Origin of the sequence: Nocardioides sp. CER19, assembly GCF_029846275.1 — a bacterium.
Lineage (GTDB): Bacteria > Actinomycetota > Actinomycetes > Propionibacteriales > Nocardioidaceae > Nocardioides.
Map to the genome: position 1 here is coordinate 1,168,077 of NZ_JARVWS010000001.1, position 15,278 is coordinate 1,183,354.

The 15,278-nt window shown below is 72.0% G+C and carries 12 protein-coding genes and 1 riboswitch; of the genes, 9 read left to right on the top strand and 3 right to left on the bottom strand.

Going from position 1 to position 15,278, the window contains the following annotated elements; genetic code table 11:
* Positions 1-40: 40 nt before the first annotated feature.
* Positions 41-2,443 (top strand): DNA helicase PcrA, encoded by a 2,403-nt coding sequence (pcrA, locus tag QDS12_RS05760; protein ID WP_279877628.1) that lies wholly within the window; start codon positions 41-43, stop codon positions 2,441-2,443.
* Positions 2,444-2,447: 4 nt separating this feature from the next.
* A complete protein-coding gene (locus QDS12_RS05765; protein ID WP_279877630.1) occupies positions 2,448-2,846 on the top strand; it encodes a TIGR03668 family PPOX class F420-dependent oxidoreductase in 399 nt (132 codons plus the stop codon).
* A 204-nt stretch (positions 2,847-3,050) separates the two neighbouring features.
* On the opposite strand, the gene QDS12_RS05770 is transcribed toward QDS12_RS05765, so the two are convergent.
* Entirely contained in the window at positions 3,051-4,367 is a 1,317-nt protein-coding gene (locus QDS12_RS05770; protein WP_279877633.1) for a M23 family metallopeptidase, read from the bottom strand.
* A 354-nt stretch (positions 4,368-4,721) separates the two neighbouring features.
* Here QDS12_RS05770 and sucC point away from each other — a divergent pair, with 354 nt between their 5' ends.
* Both sucC and sucD read left to right on the top strand, forming a co-directional pair.
* Positions 4,722-5,888 carry an ADP-forming succinate--CoA ligase subunit beta gene (gene sucC, locus QDS12_RS05775; RefSeq protein ID WP_279877634.1) on the top strand — a complete coding sequence of 389 codons (1,167 nt, stop codon included), beginning with the start codon at positions 4,722-4,724 and terminating at the stop codon, positions 5,886-5,888.
* A 31-nt stretch (positions 5,889-5,919) separates the two neighbouring features.
* Positions 5,920-6,816, top strand: a complete 897-nt coding sequence (gene sucD / locus QDS12_RS05780) for a succinate--CoA ligase subunit alpha (RefSeq protein ID WP_279877635.1) — start codon at positions 5,920-5,922, stop codon at positions 6,814-6,816.
* Positions 6,817-6,911: 95 nt separating this feature from the next.
* Here the strand turns inward: sucD and QDS12_RS05785 are convergent, their stop codons facing one another.
* Entirely contained in the window at positions 6,912-8,726 is a 1,815-nt protein-coding gene (locus QDS12_RS05785) for a hypothetical protein (protein ID WP_279877636.1), read from the bottom strand.
* 113 nt (positions 8,727-8,839) lie between these two features.
* On the opposite strand from QDS12_RS05785, the gene QDS12_RS05790 reads away from it, so the two are divergent.
* The 3 genes from QDS12_RS05790 (at position 8,840) to purH (ending at position 12,409) form a co-directional block, all read left to right on the top strand.
* Complete coding sequence (locus QDS12_RS05790) at positions 8,840-10,084, top strand: DUF6350 family protein (protein WP_279877637.1); 1,245 nt, start codon at positions 8,840-8,842, stop codon at positions 10,082-10,084.
* Between the two features lie 11 nt (positions 10,085-10,095).
* The gene (gene purN / locus QDS12_RS05795; protein WP_279877638.1) at positions 10,096-10,701 is read left to right on the top strand and encodes a phosphoribosylglycinamide formyltransferase; all 606 of its coding nucleotides are present in this window, start codon (positions 10,096-10,098) and stop codon (positions 10,699-10,701) included.
* Between the two features lie 9 nt (positions 10,702-10,710).
* Positions 10,711-10,787: riboswitch (ZMP/ZTP riboswitch) on the top strand.
* Between the two features lie 35 nt (positions 10,788-10,822).
* Positions 10,823-12,409, top strand: a complete 1,587-nt coding sequence (gene purH, locus QDS12_RS05800; RefSeq protein ID WP_279877641.1) for a bifunctional phosphoribosylaminoimidazolecarboxamide formyltransferase/IMP cyclohydrolase — start codon at positions 10,823-10,825, stop codon at positions 12,407-12,409.
* A gap of 24 nt (positions 12,410-12,433) precedes the next feature.
* On the opposite strand, the gene QDS12_RS05805 is transcribed toward purH, so the two are convergent.
* The gene (locus QDS12_RS05805; RefSeq protein ID WP_279877642.1) at positions 12,434-13,765 is read right to left on the bottom strand and encodes a phospholipase D-like domain-containing protein; all 1,332 of its coding nucleotides are present in this window, start codon (positions 13,763-13,765) and stop codon (positions 12,434-12,436) included.
* Between the two features lie 146 nt (positions 13,766-13,911).
* On the opposite strand from QDS12_RS05805, the gene QDS12_RS05810 reads away from it, so the two are divergent.
* Both QDS12_RS05810 and QDS12_RS05815 read left to right on the top strand, forming a co-directional pair.
* Positions 13,912-14,787 (top strand): bifunctional methylenetetrahydrofolate dehydrogenase/methenyltetrahydrofolate cyclohydrolase, encoded by an 876-nt coding sequence (locus tag QDS12_RS05810; RefSeq protein WP_279877644.1) that lies wholly within the window; start codon positions 13,912-13,914, stop codon positions 14,785-14,787.
* Positions 14,784-15,185: a DUF3017 domain-containing protein gene (locus tag QDS12_RS05815; RefSeq protein ID WP_279877645.1), complete on the top strand. Its 402-nt coding sequence runs from the start codon at positions 14,784-14,786 to the stop codon at positions 15,183-15,185. Before QDS12_RS05810 ends, QDS12_RS05815 begins: the two co-directional genes overlap by 4 nt.
* Positions 15,186-15,278: the final 93 nt, after the last annotated feature.

Genomic DNA, 15,278 nt, shown 5'->3' on the forward strand with positions numbered 1-15,278 from the left:
TCCCCGGGGGTCGGTCCGGCCACCTAGGCTGGAGACCAGCATGAGCATCATCCCCGGTCTCGAGTCCTTCGCCACCCAGCGCCCGGAGCCGCCTGCCCGCAAGGGGCCGACCCCGGAGGAGCTGCTCGAGGGTCTCAACGAGCCCCAGCGAGCGGCCGTCGTCCACGAGGGCGCGCCGCTGCTCGTCGTGGCGGGCGCCGGCTCCGGCAAGACCCGGGTGCTGACGCGTCGCATCGCCTGGCTGATCAGCCAGCGCAAGGCCCATCCCGGCAGCATCCTCGCGATCACGTTCACGAACAAGGCCGCCGCCGAGATGAAGGAGCGCGTCGAGCAGCTCGTCGGGGGCCGGGCCCGGATCATGTGGGTGTCGACGTTCCACTCCGCGTGCGTGCGCATCCTGCGCAAGGAGGTCGAGCGGATCGGCTACAAGTCGAGCTTCACGATCTACGACGCGGCCGACTCCAAGCGCCTGATGACACTGGTGTGCGGCGACCTCGACCTCGACCCGAAGCGCTACCAGCCGGCGCAGGTCCTCAACTGGGTGAGCGACCAGAAGAACGAGCTGCGCGACCCCGACGACGCCGAGAAGGACGCGCGCAACGGGCTCGAGGAGACCTACGCGGCGGCCTACAAGCTCTATCAGCGGCGGCTGCGTGAGGCCAACGCCTTCGACTTCGACGACCTGATCATGACGACCGTGCACCTGATGCGGCAGTTCCCCGAGGTCCGGGAGACCTACCGGCGGCGGTTCCGGCACGTGCTCGTCGACGAGTACCAGGACACCAACCACGCGCAGTACGCGCTGGTCCACGAGCTGTGCGCCGACAACCCGGAGGACCTCGACGGCGAGCGGGTCGAGCCGGCCGAGCTGATGGTGGTCGGCGACGCCGACCAGTCGATCTACGCCTTCCGCGGCGCCAACATCCGCAACATCCTCGACTTCGAGCAGGACTTCCCCAACGCGACGACGATCCTCCTCGAGCAGAACTACCGGTCGACCCAGACGATCCTCACCGCGGCCAACGCGGTCATCGACCACAACAAGGGCCGCCCGCCCAAGCGGCTCTGGAGCGACGCCGGGCAGGGCGACCGGATCGTCGGCTACGTCGCCGACGACGAGCACGACGAGGCGCGGTTCGTCTCCGACGAGATCGACAAGCTGGTCGACGGCGGCCGGGCCGCCTCGGACGTCGCGGTGTTCTACCGGACGAACGCCCAGTCGCGTGTCTACGAGGAGGTGTTCATCCGGACCGGCCAGCCCTACAAGGTCGTCGGCGGGGTGCGCTTCTACGAGCGGCGCGAGGTCCGCGACGCGCTCGCCTACCTGCGCGCGCTGGCCAACCCGGCCGACCAGGTCTCGCTGCGCCGGATCGTCAACACCCCCAAGCGCGGCATCGGCGACCGCGCCGTCGCCTGCGTCAACGCGCTCGCCGAGCGCGACGGACTGACGTTCTGGGAGGGCCTGCGCCACGCCGAGGAGGCCCCCGGCCTCGCGACCCGGTCGCTCACCAACATCCGCGGCTTCGTCGCGATGATGGAGGAGCTGATGTCGATGGTCGACGCGGGCGAGCGCGCCGACGTCATCCTCGAGTCGGTGCTGGCCCGGTCGGGCTACCTCGAGGAGCTCGAGGCCTCCGACGACCCGCAGGACGCCACCCGCGTCGAGAACCTCGCCGAGCTCGTCGCCGTCGCCCGCGAGTTCTCCGACGACCCGGTCGCCGGACCGTCGGCCGACCCCGCCGACGTCGACGCCGGCACCGTGGCGCCCGGCCTGACCGACTTCCTCGAGCGGGTCGCCCTGGTGGCCGACTCCGACCAGATCCCCGAGGACGGCGAAGGTGTCGTCACCCTGATGACATTGCACACCGCGAAGGGGCTGGAGTTCCCGGTCGTCTTCCTCACCGGCCTCGAGGACGGTGTGTTCCCGCACTCGCGGGCGCTCGGCGACGGCACGGAGCTCGAGGAGGAGCGTCGCCTGGCGTACGTCGGCATCACCCGCGCCCGGGAGCGGCTCTTCCTCTCCCACGCGCTGGTGCGCTCGGCGTGGGGCGCGCCGATGCACAACCCGCCCAGCCGCTTCCTCAACGAGCTGCCGGTCGACCTGGTCGACTGGAAGCGCACGGCGGCCGACCAGACCCGCTGGTCGCGGCCCGACGTGTCGTCCTCGTCCTCGTGGTCGTCCGGCGGCCTGGGTACTCCCACCGACCGTGGCCGACGCAACTTCTCGTCGGCCGCGCTCCGCGCCGACGCGGCGGCCAAGTCGAAGCCGTCGCGCGAGGTCCCGTCGCTGGAGCCGGGCGACCGGGTCACCCACAACTCCTTCGGCCTCGGCACGGTCGTGACCGTGGAGGGTGTCGCCGACAAGGCGGTCGCCTCGATCGACTTCGGCTCCTCGGGCGTCAAGCGGCTGCTGCTGCGCTACGCGCCGGTCGAGAAGCTCTGACACCGTGCGCCGCGGGCCGGAGTGGGCGCGGGAGCGCTTCGCCACGGCCCGGGTCGCCCGGCTGGCCACCGTCGCACCCGACGGGTCGCCGTACGTCGTCCCGGTGGTCTTCGCCGTCGACGGCGACGCCCTCCTCACCGCCGTCGACCACAAGCCGAAGTCGACGACGCGCCTGCGCCGCCTGGCGAACATCGCCGCGAACCCCCGCGTCAGCCTGCTCGTCGACGTCTACGACGACGACTGGTCGCAGCTCTGGTGGGCCCGCGCCGACGGGACCGCGCAGGTGCACGAGTCCTACGACCTCGCCCCGCTCGTCGCGAGGTACGACGCCTACCGAGCCACTCCGCCGACCGGGCCGGTGATCGTGGTCAGCGTCGAGCGTTGGTCGGGCTGGTCCTTCTAGCGCCGAGATCGGTGTTGTTGCCCATTGAGATCGGAGTTCCGGCCTCAGCGAGCGCGGTCGAGCCGCGGGTGCGGGGCCAGAACCCGGATGTCGAAGGGCAGAAACGGCGATCTCGACGGGTCTCGAAACGCCGTTCGCGACTTCACCTCAGTCGCGCCCGGCTACTCGACCACCGACGAGCCGATCCGCTGGCGCGGTCTCGGCTCAGGGCTGGAGGCCGTGGGCGACGAGAGCGGGGTAGGGGTCCACCGGGTCACCGCCACCGGGGCGGACCTCGACGTGGACGTGGGGGCCGGTGACGTGACCGGTCGAGCCGACGTAGCCGATGATGTCGCCGGCGTGGACCTCCTGGCCCGGGCTGACGCCGAACCGGACCTGGTGGCAGTACCAGAGCTCGGTGCCGTCCTCGAGCGTCTCGACGGTCTTGTTGCCGTAGGCGCCGTCGTAGGGGGTCGTCGAGGCGATCACGCCGTTGGAGATGGCGTGGATCGGGGTGCCGGTCGGGGCGGCGAAGTCGAGGCCGGTGTGGCAGTGCGCCCACAGGCCGCAGTCGCCGAAGCGCGCGGTGAGGTGGTAGACGCCGGCCGTGACGGGCAGCTGCCACTGGTTCTTCTTGAGAACGCTGGCCCAGCCCGAGGCCTTCTTGTTGATCGCGGCGAGCGCGCTCTCGTGGGCCTGCGCGGCCGTGTTGGCGTCGCTGCGACCGCCGCCGCGGCTCACGGCGACGCCGCGCTGTCCGACGGACGCGACGGCGCTGCTGCCGGTGAGAGCGCCGGCCTGGCGCAGCTGAGCCGCGTCCGCGCGGACCATGTCGGACTTGCCGCCGGTCAGCGCACCGAAGCCGGCGATGGCGAGCGCGGCCACGCCGACCAGAGCCGGCAACGACGGCAGGACGCTGCGGCGCGGGCGACGAGCCGCGCGCGCCCGTTTGCCGGGGGTGACCTTCGGCAGGGTCGCGGTCGTGTCGAACGTGAAGTCGGTGCCCGGCTCGGCGTCGATCCGCGGCAGGCTGCCGGTGAAGGCCTCGGTGAGCGCGAACGGGAGCTGGCCGGTGTCCTCGGGGGACTCCGCGGCGAAGATGTTCCAGTCGTTCCACTCCGGCGCGGGTCGCGGCTCGTCGAGCAGGGCGACCGGTACGACGGGCTTCACGAACGCGACGGCGGGCTCGATGACGGGCCGTACGACGGGCTGCACGACCGGCTCGACGACCTGCTCCACCACCGTCGGCACGACCTGCTCGACGACCGGCATGGTCGGCGTCTCGGCGGGCGTCTCCACGACGTCGCGGCGGGCGCGCTTGCCGACGTAGGGCGTGGTGGGTGCAGGGACGTGCACGACCGGAGCGGCATCGGCGGCGGGGCGGGCGGCACGGCGGCCGACGTACGGCTGGGTCGGCTGGGCCTGCTGGATCGGCTGCTCGTCGGCGGCGACGTCGCGGCGGGCCCGCTTGCCGACGTACGGGGTCACCGACTCCGAGGGGTGTCGGTCACGACCGACGATGTCCTCTCGGGGGTCACTCACGTTTCATCGCTCCGCTGCTCGGGGTTCAGACGGCGAGGCCCGACATTAGCGGAAGTCCTGGGACCCCTGTAAATCGGTACCGGGTGTCGATTGTGGAAGAAGGGCACCAGATCGGGAACGGGATCAGGTCGATTCAGGACGTAGGGCCCAGGCAAACCGAAGCCGCGGGCGCAATATGGCGTGCGTCACCTCGAGGGCCCCAGCACTCGTCCTACCGAGCAGCGACGTCTAGTGTGCCTCGAGGACATCCCACCGCCAGAGCCTGATGCCGCCGGGCCTCACCCGGGCGCGCCCCGGCTCCGACGTAGGACCGACCACGGACAATCAACGACGTCTAGAAGCATTGGTGGATCAGTGGATCTGATGGAGTTCCAGGCGAAGCAGCTCTTCGCCAAGCATGGTGTCGCGACCACCCTCGGCGTGGTCGTCGAGACCGCCGAGGCGGCGAAGGCTGCGGCCGAGGAGATCGGCGGCGTGACCGTCATCAAGGCCCAGGTCAAGGCCGGTGGCCGCGGCAAGGCTGGCGGCGTCAAGATCGCCAAGACCGCTGACGACGCCTTCGAGCACGCCAGCAACATCCTCGGCATGGAGATCAAGGGCCTCACGGTCAACCGTGTCCTGGTCACGCCGGCGACCCCGCCGGAGGAGGAGTACTACTTCTCCTTCCTGCTGGACCGCTCGAACCGCCAGTACCTCTGCATCGCGTCCGTCGAGGGTGGTGTCGAGATCGAGGAGGTCGCGAAGACCAACCCCGACGCCGTCAAGCAGATCGGCATCGACCCGGGCACCGGCGTCGACGAGGCCAAGGCCCGCGAGATCGCCGCCGAGGCCAAGTTCCCGGAGGCCGTCTTCGAGCAGGCCGTGGAGATGATCCAGGCGCTCTACAAGACGTTCGTCGAGGAGGACGCCACCCTCGTCGAGGTCAACCCGCTGGCCCGTCTGGCCGGCGACAAGCTCGAGGCCCTCGACGGCAAGGTGTCGCTCGACGACAACGCCTCCGAGGTGCGCCACCCGGAGCACGCGGAGTTCGAGATCCGCGAGGAGGCCGACGCGCTCGAGTCCAAGGCCAAGGACCTCGGCCTCAACTACGTCAAGCTCGACGGCCAGGTCGGCATCATCGGCAACGGCGCGGGCCTCGTCATGAGCACCCTCGACGTCGTCGCGTACGCCGGCGAGAAGCACGGCAACGTCAAGCCGGCCAACTTCCTCGACATCGGCGGCGGCGCCAACGCGCAGGTCATGGCCAACGGCCTCGACGTCATCCTCAACGACGACCAGGTCGCGTCCGTCTTCGTCAACGTCTTCGGCGGCATCACCGCCTGCGACGAGGTCGCGAAGGGCATCGTCGGCGCACTGGACATCCTCGGCGACGAGGCGAGCAAGCCGCTCGTCGTACGTCTCGACGGCAACAACGTCGCGCTCGGCCGCCAGATCCTCAACGAGCGCAACCACCCGCTCGTGACCGTTGTCGACACCATGGACGGCGGCGCCGACAAGGCCGCCGAGCTGGCCAACGCCTGAGGCCCGGGCCAAGAAGAGGACTGAGAAACAAGTGAGCATCTACCTCAACAAGGACAGCAAGATCATCGTCCAGGGCATCACCGGCGGCATGGGTGCGAAGCACACCGCTCTGATGCTCGACTCGGGCGCCCAGATCGTCGGCGGCGTCAACGCCCGCAAGGCCGGCACGACCGTCACCCACCAGGACCACGAGGGCAACGACGTCACCCTGCCGGTGTTCGGCACGGTCAAGGAGGCGATGGCCGAGACCGGTGCCGACGTCTCCGTCGTGTTCGTGCCGCCGGCGTTCACCAAGGACGCCTGCGTGGAGGCGATCGACGCCGGCATCGGCCTGCTCGTCGTCATCACCGAGGGCGTGCCGGTGCAGGACACCGCCGAGGTGTGGTCCTACCTGCAGGGCAAGTCGACCCGCATGATCGGTCCCAACTGCCCCGGCATCATCACGCCCGGGGAGTCGCTGGCCGGCATCACGCCGCACACGATCACCGGCAAGGGCCCGGTCGGCCTGGTGTCGAAGTCCGGCACCCTGACCTACCAGATGATGTACGAGCTGCGTGACTTCGGCTTCTCGACCGCCATCGGCATCGGCGGCGACCCGATCGTCGGCACGACGCACATCGACGCGCTGCAGGCCTTCGAGGACGACCCGGAGACCAAGGCGATCGTGATGATCGGCGAGATCGGCGGCGACGCCGAGGAGCGTGCGGCCGCCTACATCAAGGAGCACATCACCAAGCCCGTCGTCGGGTACGTCGCGGGCTTCACCGCTCCCGAGGGCAAGACGATGGGCCACGCCGGTGCGATCGTGTCCGGCTCGGCCGGCACCGCCCAGGCGAAGAAGGACGCGCTCGAGGCTGTCGGCGTCAGGGTCGGCAAGACGCCGTCCGAGACTGCGGCGCTCATGCGGGAGATCCTGCAGAGCCTCTGATCGGCTCCCTGGTCGAGCCCGTCGCGACCACGACCCAGACGCCCCGGCTGCTTCGGCAGCCGGGGCGTCTGACGTCTTCGCGGTGGAGGCGCCGCTCAGCCGAGGCGGCGCAGCCGCTCGGCGGCGCGGTGGGTGAGCGCGTCGAAGGCGTCGTCGGAGATGGTGGCCGAGCCGGAGGGCACGAAGCCGACCTGGGCCACGTTGTCGCCCTCGCGGATGATCGCCATGAGGAACGTGACCGACGACTTGTCGGAGATCTCGATCCGCAGCCGCCAGGCAGTGAGCTCGCGCGCGGGCGTCACGGTGTTCTCGATCTGGCTGACCTTGGTGCCGAGGTCCTTCTTGGGGCAGGCGGCGAGGGCGGTCCGGGTGCCGGCGACGACCCGGGCGGCGGCCTTGGCGGTGCCGAATGACCCGACGGTCTCGGTGAGGCCGAACTGCGGCGGCAGCTTCGCCGACGGGATGACGAAGGACCGGGTGAGGTCGGCCGTCGCCCCCTTGCGGTGGAAGACCGTCTGGTCGCAGCGGGTCGCCGCCGGGTTCGTCGCGGCGGCCTTCGGGGCGGTCGCCATCCAGCCCTGCGCGACGCCGGCGACCGGGGGCAGGTCCACCAGGTCGAGCATGGCCGGGTGCTCGCCGACGGGGATCGGGGCGACCTCGCGCAGCGCCGAGCGACCGGCGCACGCGCCGCCGTCGGGGAGCCGGCACAGCTGCCCGACCGCCTGGCCGAGCAGGCCGGTGTTGGTGCGGAGCGGCTGCTTGTCAGGGGTCGGCTGGGCGCTGACGACGGTGGTGGTCAGTACGCCGGTCCGGGCGATGCTGGCCACGACCGAGCGCTCCGGGTCGTTCCAGTCGTGCAGCTCGACGAGGGTCGCCTCGTCGCCGATGCCGGTGACCTGGCGGGTCGAGATCAGCTGGAGCCGCGACTCGCGGCAGCCGGCGTACCACGCGAGCGAGGCGGCGTAGGCCGCGTGCGCCGCGGCCGGTGTCGCCGACACCTCGGTCGACTGTCCGACGGAGAGGGTGTCGCCGGACACGAGCGTGCGCATCAGCGCGGCCCGGGACGCGCTGTCCGCGAACCGCTGCTGCTGGCAGGGGAGGACCAGCCCGTCGCCGTCGGTGTTGTCCGACGTCATCTCGGTGGTCCACACCCCGCCGAGCGCGGCACGCGCTTGGGCCGGGCTGATGAGGTCGTCGGTCGTGAGTGGGTAGCCCGCCGCGGGGCCGGGGGGAGCCGGGGTGGTGTGCAGGCTGAGTGCGCTCAGCTTCGGCCGTACGCCGTCCGCGTCGGTCACCAGCAGCCCGGAGCCCACGAAGGCGGCCAGTGCGACCGCGCCACCGACGGCGGTGTGCATCCGGCGTCGCGCCGCGCCGGCGCGGGTGATGATGGACGCTCGCGGCCAGCGCAGGTCGCGCAGCTCGGCGGCCATGGGCTCGAAGAGGCTGAGGATGCTCGTCGTCGGCACGTCGCGCGACAGGGCGAAGGCGGCGGTGGCCGCCTGCAGCTCCTGCTCAGCCCGGGCCTGGGTGATCCCGGCCTCGCGCGCGAGCTGGTCGAGCGGCAGCGTGGTGAGGTGCGCGAGAAGCAGCACCTTCCGCTGCATGGTCGGCAGCTTCGCCAGCGACGCGAGCGTGGCGCGGATGCCCTCGTCGAAGCCCCGCTCGCGGTGGAAGGGCCGGGCCGTGTGCCGGCGCAGGGCGTGCGACCAGGCCTGCGGCCGGACGAAGCTCTCCGGGTCCTCCAACCGGCTGATCTTGCGCCAGTGGTGCCAGCCGATGACGAGCGCGTCGCGCACGGCCTTCTGGGCGGCGGGCAGGTCGCCGGTCAGTGACCAGGTCTGGAGGAGGAGGCGGCCGCGGACGTCCTTGTAGAACGTCTCGAACGCGTCGGGGTCTGGCTTCTTCCTCATGAGCATCGACAGGCTACCCGCCGGTTCCAGGTCACGGCGGATCCTCGCGCGATCCGGACCAGCTCCGGCGCGCCGCCCGAGCCGGGCCGACCCGCGCGGTGAAGATGGTCGGGATGTCTTCTCTGCTCTCGCCACCGGCCCGCACCTCGGACCAGGTCAGCGCCGACCTGCGCCACCGTCGGCCGCTGGTCGTCGTCGCGACCCTGGGCGGCATCGGGGCGGCCGCGGCGACGCTCGTCGTCTGCCTCGCGGTCGGCGTCGTCGGCTGGTTCCTCACCGACGCGGGGGCGCACGGCGCGCCGCGCGACGCGCTGCGGACCGGCGCCCTGGCCTGGCTGATGGCCCACGGCTCCGGCGTGCACGTGAGCGGCACGGCCGTCACCGTCGTACCCCTCGGCCTGACCCTCGTCGTCGGGTGGGCGCTGTGGCGCATCGGCAACCGGGTCGGCGACTCCATCTCCGGCCACGGGCCCGACGCGGACCGGATCGGTGACGGTGAGCGGGACTGGACGGTTCCCCTGGCGACCGGCCTGTTCACCCTCGGGTACGTCGTCACCACGATCGTGACCGCCTCGGTGGCCGGCACCGCGGCGACCGCGCCCAGCGTCCCGCGGGCGACGTTCTGGGCGATCCTGCTGTCGGTCGCGGTGGGCGGCACCGGCATCGCCGTGGGATCCGGCCGCGCCGCGATCGCCGTCGCCTGGCTGCCGCCGACCATCCGCGCCGCGGCGACCGCCGCCCGGTTCACGCTGCTCGGCTGGCTGGCCGTCAGCCTCGTGGTGCTGCTCGGAAGCCTCGCCGTCGACTTCAGCACGGCGGCCAACGTGATGTCGCAGCTGCACACGGGCGCCGGCGAGAGCGTGCTCTACACGCTGCTGACCGCCACCGTGCTGCCCAACGCCACCCTCTTCTCCGGCTCCTACCTCCTCGGCCCCGGCTTCACCGTCGGCGTCGGGACGCTGGTCAGCCCGCACGCGGTCGTGCTCGGGCCGATGCCGATGTTCCCCCTGCTCGCCGCTCTCCCCGACGCCGGCCCGGCGCCGGCCTGGGCTCCCTGGCTGGTGCTGCTCGCCCCGCTCGCGGCCGCGCTCGGCGCCGTTCGCGCCCAGCGGCGGCACCCGACCACCCGGTGGGACGAGGGCGCCATCCGGGGCCTGGCCGGCGGCGTCTGCGCCGGGCTCGCCTTCGGCATCCTCGCCGGGTTCGCCGGCGGCGCGGTCGGGCCGGGCCGGATGGCCGACGTGGCGCCGTACGCGTTGGACGCCTGCGTGCGCGCCGTGCTGGCCTTCGGCGCCGGCGGTCTGCTGGCCGGGCTCGCGATGACCTGGCGGCAGCGCCGTTCGGAGCACGCCCAGTAGGATCGCCGCCCGTGCGACTGGTCGTCCTCGTCTCCGGCTCCGGCAGCAACCTGCAAGCGCTCCTCGACGCGTGCGCCGACCCGGCGTACGGCGCCGAGGTCGTCGCCGTCGGCGCCGACCGTGACGGCATCCTGGCGCTCGAGCGGGCGGAGCGGGCCGGCGTCCCGACCTTCGTGCGCCGGCTCAAGGACCACGCCACCCGCGCCGAGTGGGACGCCGCACTGACCGAGGCCGTGGCCGAGCACGAGCCTGGCCTGGTCGTGCTCGCCGGGTTCATGAAGCTGGTCGGACCGACGTTCCTCGCCCGCTTCGGCGGCCGGACGCTCAACACCCACCCCGCCCTGTCACCGTCCTTCCCCGGCACCCACGGCCCGGCTGACGCGCTGGCCTACGGCGTGAAGGTCACCGGCTGCACCCTCTTCGTCGTCGACCCCGGGATCGACACCGGCGTCATCGTCGCCCAGCGGGCGGTGCCGGTCGAGGACGACGACACGACCGAGACGCTGCACGAGCGGATCAAGGTCGCCGAGCGGGCGATGCTCGTCGACAGCGTCGGCCGGATCGCGCGGGAGGGCTTCAGCGTCGAGGGCCGCCGGGTTCGCATCGGAGGGGCCTGAATCCCTACGATGAACGCACACGACTGGCGCGGGTGGGCGACCACCGGGGAGTGTGTGAGTAGGCATCGACCGCCTGGGTGCCCCCTCGTCGAAGCAGACGACCGATGAGGAGTGAGCCGCTGTGGCTGGCCAGCAGGACAAGATCGCGATCAAGCGGGCCCTGGTGTCCGTGTTCGACAAGACCGGCCTCGACGGGCTGGTCACGGGGCTGCACGAGGCCGGCGTCGAGCTCGTCTCGACGGGCGGCTCCGCGAAGCTGATCGCCGACCTGGGCCTCCCGGTCACCAGGGTGGAGGACCTCACCGGCTTCCCCGAGTGCCTCGACGGCCGCGTGAAGACGCTGCACCCGCGCGTCCACGCCGGGATCCTCGCCGACCGGCGTCTCGAGAGCCACGAGCAGCAGCTCGCCGACCTCGGCGTGGAGCCGTTCGACCTCGTCGTCGTCAACCTCTACCCGTTCGTCGAGACGGTCGCCGGCGGGGGCACGCCCGAGGAGATCATCGAGAAGATCGACATCGGCGGCCCCTCGATGGTCCGCGCCGCCGCGAAGAACCACCCGAGCGTCGCGATCATCACCGACGGCGCCGACTACGGCCGGGCCCTCGAGGCGGCCCAGGGCGGCGGCTTCACCTACGAGGAGCGCAAGGCGCTGGCCGCCAAGGCGTTCGTGCACACGGCGACCTACGACGTCCACGTGGCCTCCTGGATGGGCTCCGTCCTGACCGACAGCAGCGAGGGGACCGGCTTCCCCGCCTGGATCGGCGGCACCTACGACAAGGCGACGGTGCTGCGCTACGGCGAGAACCCGCACCAGAAGGCAGCGCTCTACCTCAACGGCTTCGGCCCGGCCGGGCTCGCCCAGGCCGAGCAGCTGCACGGCAAGGAGATGTCCTACAACAACTACGTCGACACCGACGCCGCCCGCCGCGCCGCCAACGACTTCGCGGAGCCGGCGGTCGCGATCATCAAGCACGCCAACCCGTGCGGCATCGCGGTCGGGGACGACATCGCCGAGGCGCACCGCCGTGCCCACGAGTGCGACCCGGTCAGCGCGTTCGGCGGCGTGATCGCGGCGAACCGTCCGGTGAGCGTCGAGATGGCCCGCCAGGTCGCCGAGGTCTTCACCGAGGTCATCGTCGCCCCGGCCTACGAGGACGGCGCGGTCGAGATCCTCACACGCAAGAAGAACATCCGGATCCTGGTCGCTCCGACCGACGGTGGCTCGCCCGTCGAGACCCGTCCGATCTCCGGTGGGCTGCTGATGCAGACCGTCGACCACGTCGACGCGCCCGGCGACGACCCGTCGACCTGGACCCTGGCCACCGGTGAGGCGGCCGACGAGCGGACCCTCGCCGACCTCGCCTTCGCCTGGAAGGCCTGCCGCGCCGCGAAGTCCAACGCGATCCTGCTGGCCCGCGACGGCGCGAGCGTCGGCATCGGCATGGGCCAGGTCAACCGGGTGGACTCCTGCCGGCTGGCCGTCGAGCGCGCCAACACCCTCGTCGAGGGTGCGGAGCGGGCCCGGGGCGCGGTGGCCGCGTCCGACGCGTTCTTCCCGTTCGAGGACGGCCCGCAGATCCTCCTCGACGCCGGCGTCACCGCGATCGTCCAGCCGGGCGGCTCGGTCCGCGACGAGCTGACCGTCGAGGCCTGCAAGGCGGCCGGCGTGACGATGTACTTCACCGGGACCCGCCACTTCTTCCACTAGGAGGGCGCGGGCCCCGGCGTACGGCTACCGGGGCGGGCCGCCCGTCGGGTCGATGCCCGGGCGGTGGGTGGCCCTGCCCCGCCAGAGGTTGCGGAACTGGCGGGTGTAGGCGGTGTAGTAGGCCGGGTCGGTGAACCGGACGACGACCTCCTCGTTGGCGAACGAGATGGGGCTCCAGTTCTCCGAGCCGGTCCACACCGACTTCGTCGGCTGTCCGCGGAACGAGCCGTTGACGGCCATCTCCTTGAAGTGGACGTAGAACCGCGGGCCCCAGCCGCTGAGACCGTCCTCCTCCGCCGGGTTGCGGTTGGCGAAGCGCCAGTCGCCCATCCGCAGCGGCACCCCGGCCCGGCGCAGGATCCCGATCACCGGGCGGCTGAAGACGCTGCCGATGACCATCACGTCGCAGCCGCGGCGCTTCAGTCCGGCGATGGCGTTCGCGACCCGGACGCCGCGGCTCTTGAAGACGGCGTACTCGGTGATCCGCACGATGGTTCGACCGTCGGCGGTGCCGTAGCCGCGACGGGTGCGGCAGCCGACGTCGTTGATCCGCTGCACGACCGGGTCGTGGCCGGCGCGTGCGACGGGGGCCTGGACGGCTGACGCGGTCGCGGGGGTCCGCTGCAGCCACAGCGAGTAGGCGTGCTTCACGCCCGGCTGGCTCGTGGTCAGGAAGCCGCGCGGCCCGCGCTGCCGCTGGATCTTCATCTGGTCGAAGAAGCCGACCCAGGCGTTGAAGACCTTCGGGTCGTAGGCGATCGCCCACGAGTCGTTCCACTGCCGGTAGGTGGCCTTCGACGTCAGGTTGCCCGAGCTGCCGATGATGACGTCGCGGGCGCCGCCGGTGCGGGTGAAGCTGGCGATCTTGATGTGCTGGTTGCCACCGTCGCCGGGGCCCCGGCAGCGGCCGGGGCAGGTGACGACGAAGTTGGCGCGGTGCGGGTTCTTGCCGAACGCACGCTGCAGGGCGAAGACGAGCCCCGACGAGGTGCGCTTGTTGACGATCACCTGCACGTGCGCCCCGCGGCGCCGCGCCTGGCGCAGGGCGTAGGTCACCTCGGGGCGATCGAGCGAGTACGTCGCGATCCGGATCGTCTCGCCGCGGGGCGTGTGCCGGATCGCCTGGAGGATCCGGCGCAGGATCACGCGAGATCCCCGGCGGCCCGGGTCGTTGAACATCGGCCTGAGCGACGGCCGCCAGCCCGGCAACGGCGCCAGCAGCGCCGACGGCGCGGCCGCCTGCGCCGCTACGGCCGCTGGACCGCCGGCCGGAACCACCTCGATCGCGGACGCACCCAGTGCGCCGGTCGCCACCACCGAAGCGGCGACGACGAAGCGCCGAAACCTTGCCCCCATGTTTCTCGCCCATCTGACGTAGTCGTCGCCCTTGCGAGCCCCTCCCGTCAGGACGATAGTCCTGGGCACCGGTGTGGCGGGAGGGGTCTGACGCGCGAGTCCGGCCCGTCTTCGGCTTTTCCGCCCGGGTCGGGGAAACTAGGGCCGTGACTGCCCAGAAGCTCGACGGCACCCAGACCGCCGCCGCCATCAAGGAGGAGCTCCGGCTCCGCGTGGCGGCCCTGATCCAGGCGGGCGTCCGACCCGGCCTGGGCACGATCCTCGTCGGCGACGACCCCGGGTCCCGGTGGTACGTCAACGGCAAGCACAAGGACTGCGCGGAGGTCGGCATCGAGTCGATCCGCATCGACCTCCCGGACACCGCGACCCAGGAGGAGATCGAGGAGGCGGTCCGCACCCTCAACGCGGACCCCGCGTGCACCGGCTACATCGTGCAGCTGCCGCTCCCGAAGGGCATCGACGAGAACCGCGTCCTCGGCCTCATCGACCCGTCCAAGGACGCCGACGGGCTGCACCCGACCAACCTCGGGTGGCTGGTCCTCGGCGAGCCGGCTCCGCTGCCGTGCACGCCGTACGGCATCGTCGAGCTGCTCCGCCGCCACGGCGTCGAGCTCAACGGCGCCGAGGTCGTCGTCGTCGGTCGGGGCGTGACGGTGGGCCGTCCGCTCGGCCTGCTGCTGACGCGCCGCTCGGAGAACTCGACCGTCACGCTCTGCCACACCGGCACGCGCGACCTCGCCGCCCACACCCGCCGGGCCGACATCGTCGTGGCGGCCGCGGGTGTCCCGGGCATCATCACCGGCGACATGGTCAAGCCGGGTGCCGCGCTCCTCGACGTCGGCGTCAGCCGGGTCGACGGGAAGCTCGCCGGTGACCTCGCCCCCGACGTCTGGGACGTCGCCGGCTGGGTGTCGCCCAACCCCGGCGGGGTGGGGCCCATGACCCGTGCCATGCTGCTCTCCAACATCGTGATCAACGCCGAGAAGGTCGCGGCGGAGACGACGGCGAAGGGTCTGGCGTGACGGTCGTGCACGAGAGCGAGGAGTCCCCGGCGGAGCCGGGTGGCGTCCCCTCCCCGGAGGAGGTCGAGGCCGAGCTCGTCGCTGCCGGCGTCCAGGAGCCGACGCGCGTCGACGGGGCGGAGCGCCGCTACCCGTCCACGCTCGGCGGTGCGTTCTATCTCGGCATCCTCGCCGTGGTCGGGCTCGGCCTGGCCGTCACGGCGGCCGGCCACTGGCGCGGGGGCGTGCACCTGATCGCGGGCGCGCTCGTCGCGGCGGCGCTGCTGCGCCTGGTGCTGCCCACCCGCGACGCCGGGATGCTCGCCGTCCGCCACCGCGCCCTCGACTGCTCGCTCCTCGCGGTCGCCGGCGTCGCCCTCTGGGTGCTCGCCAGCACCATCCCCAGCCAGCCGGTCTGACGGCTCAGCGGGCTCTGCTCACCGTCGCGAAGTGTCTGTGACACCGTGTAACGTGTAACGCCGGACACGCCCGGTGTCCCCACGGCCCCAGGG

Excerpts from the sequence above, each read along its gene's own strand:
- QDS12_RS05790 (WP_279877637.1), top strand. The coding sequence starts at position 8,840 with ATGTCTTCTCTGCTCTCGCCACCGGCCCGCACCTCGGACCAGGTCAGC.
- pcrA (WP_279877628.1), top strand. The coding sequence starts at position 41 with ATGAGCATCATCCCCGGTCTCGAGTCCTTCGCCACCCAGCGCCCGGAG.
- QDS12_RS05785 (WP_279877636.1), bottom strand. The coding sequence starts at position 8,726 with ATGAGGAAGAAGCCAGACCCCGACGCGTTCGAGACGTTCTACAAGGAC.
- QDS12_RS05805 (WP_279877642.1), bottom strand. The coding sequence starts at position 13,765 with ATGGGGGCAAGGTTTCGGCGCTTCGTCGTCGCCGCTTCGGTGGTGGCG.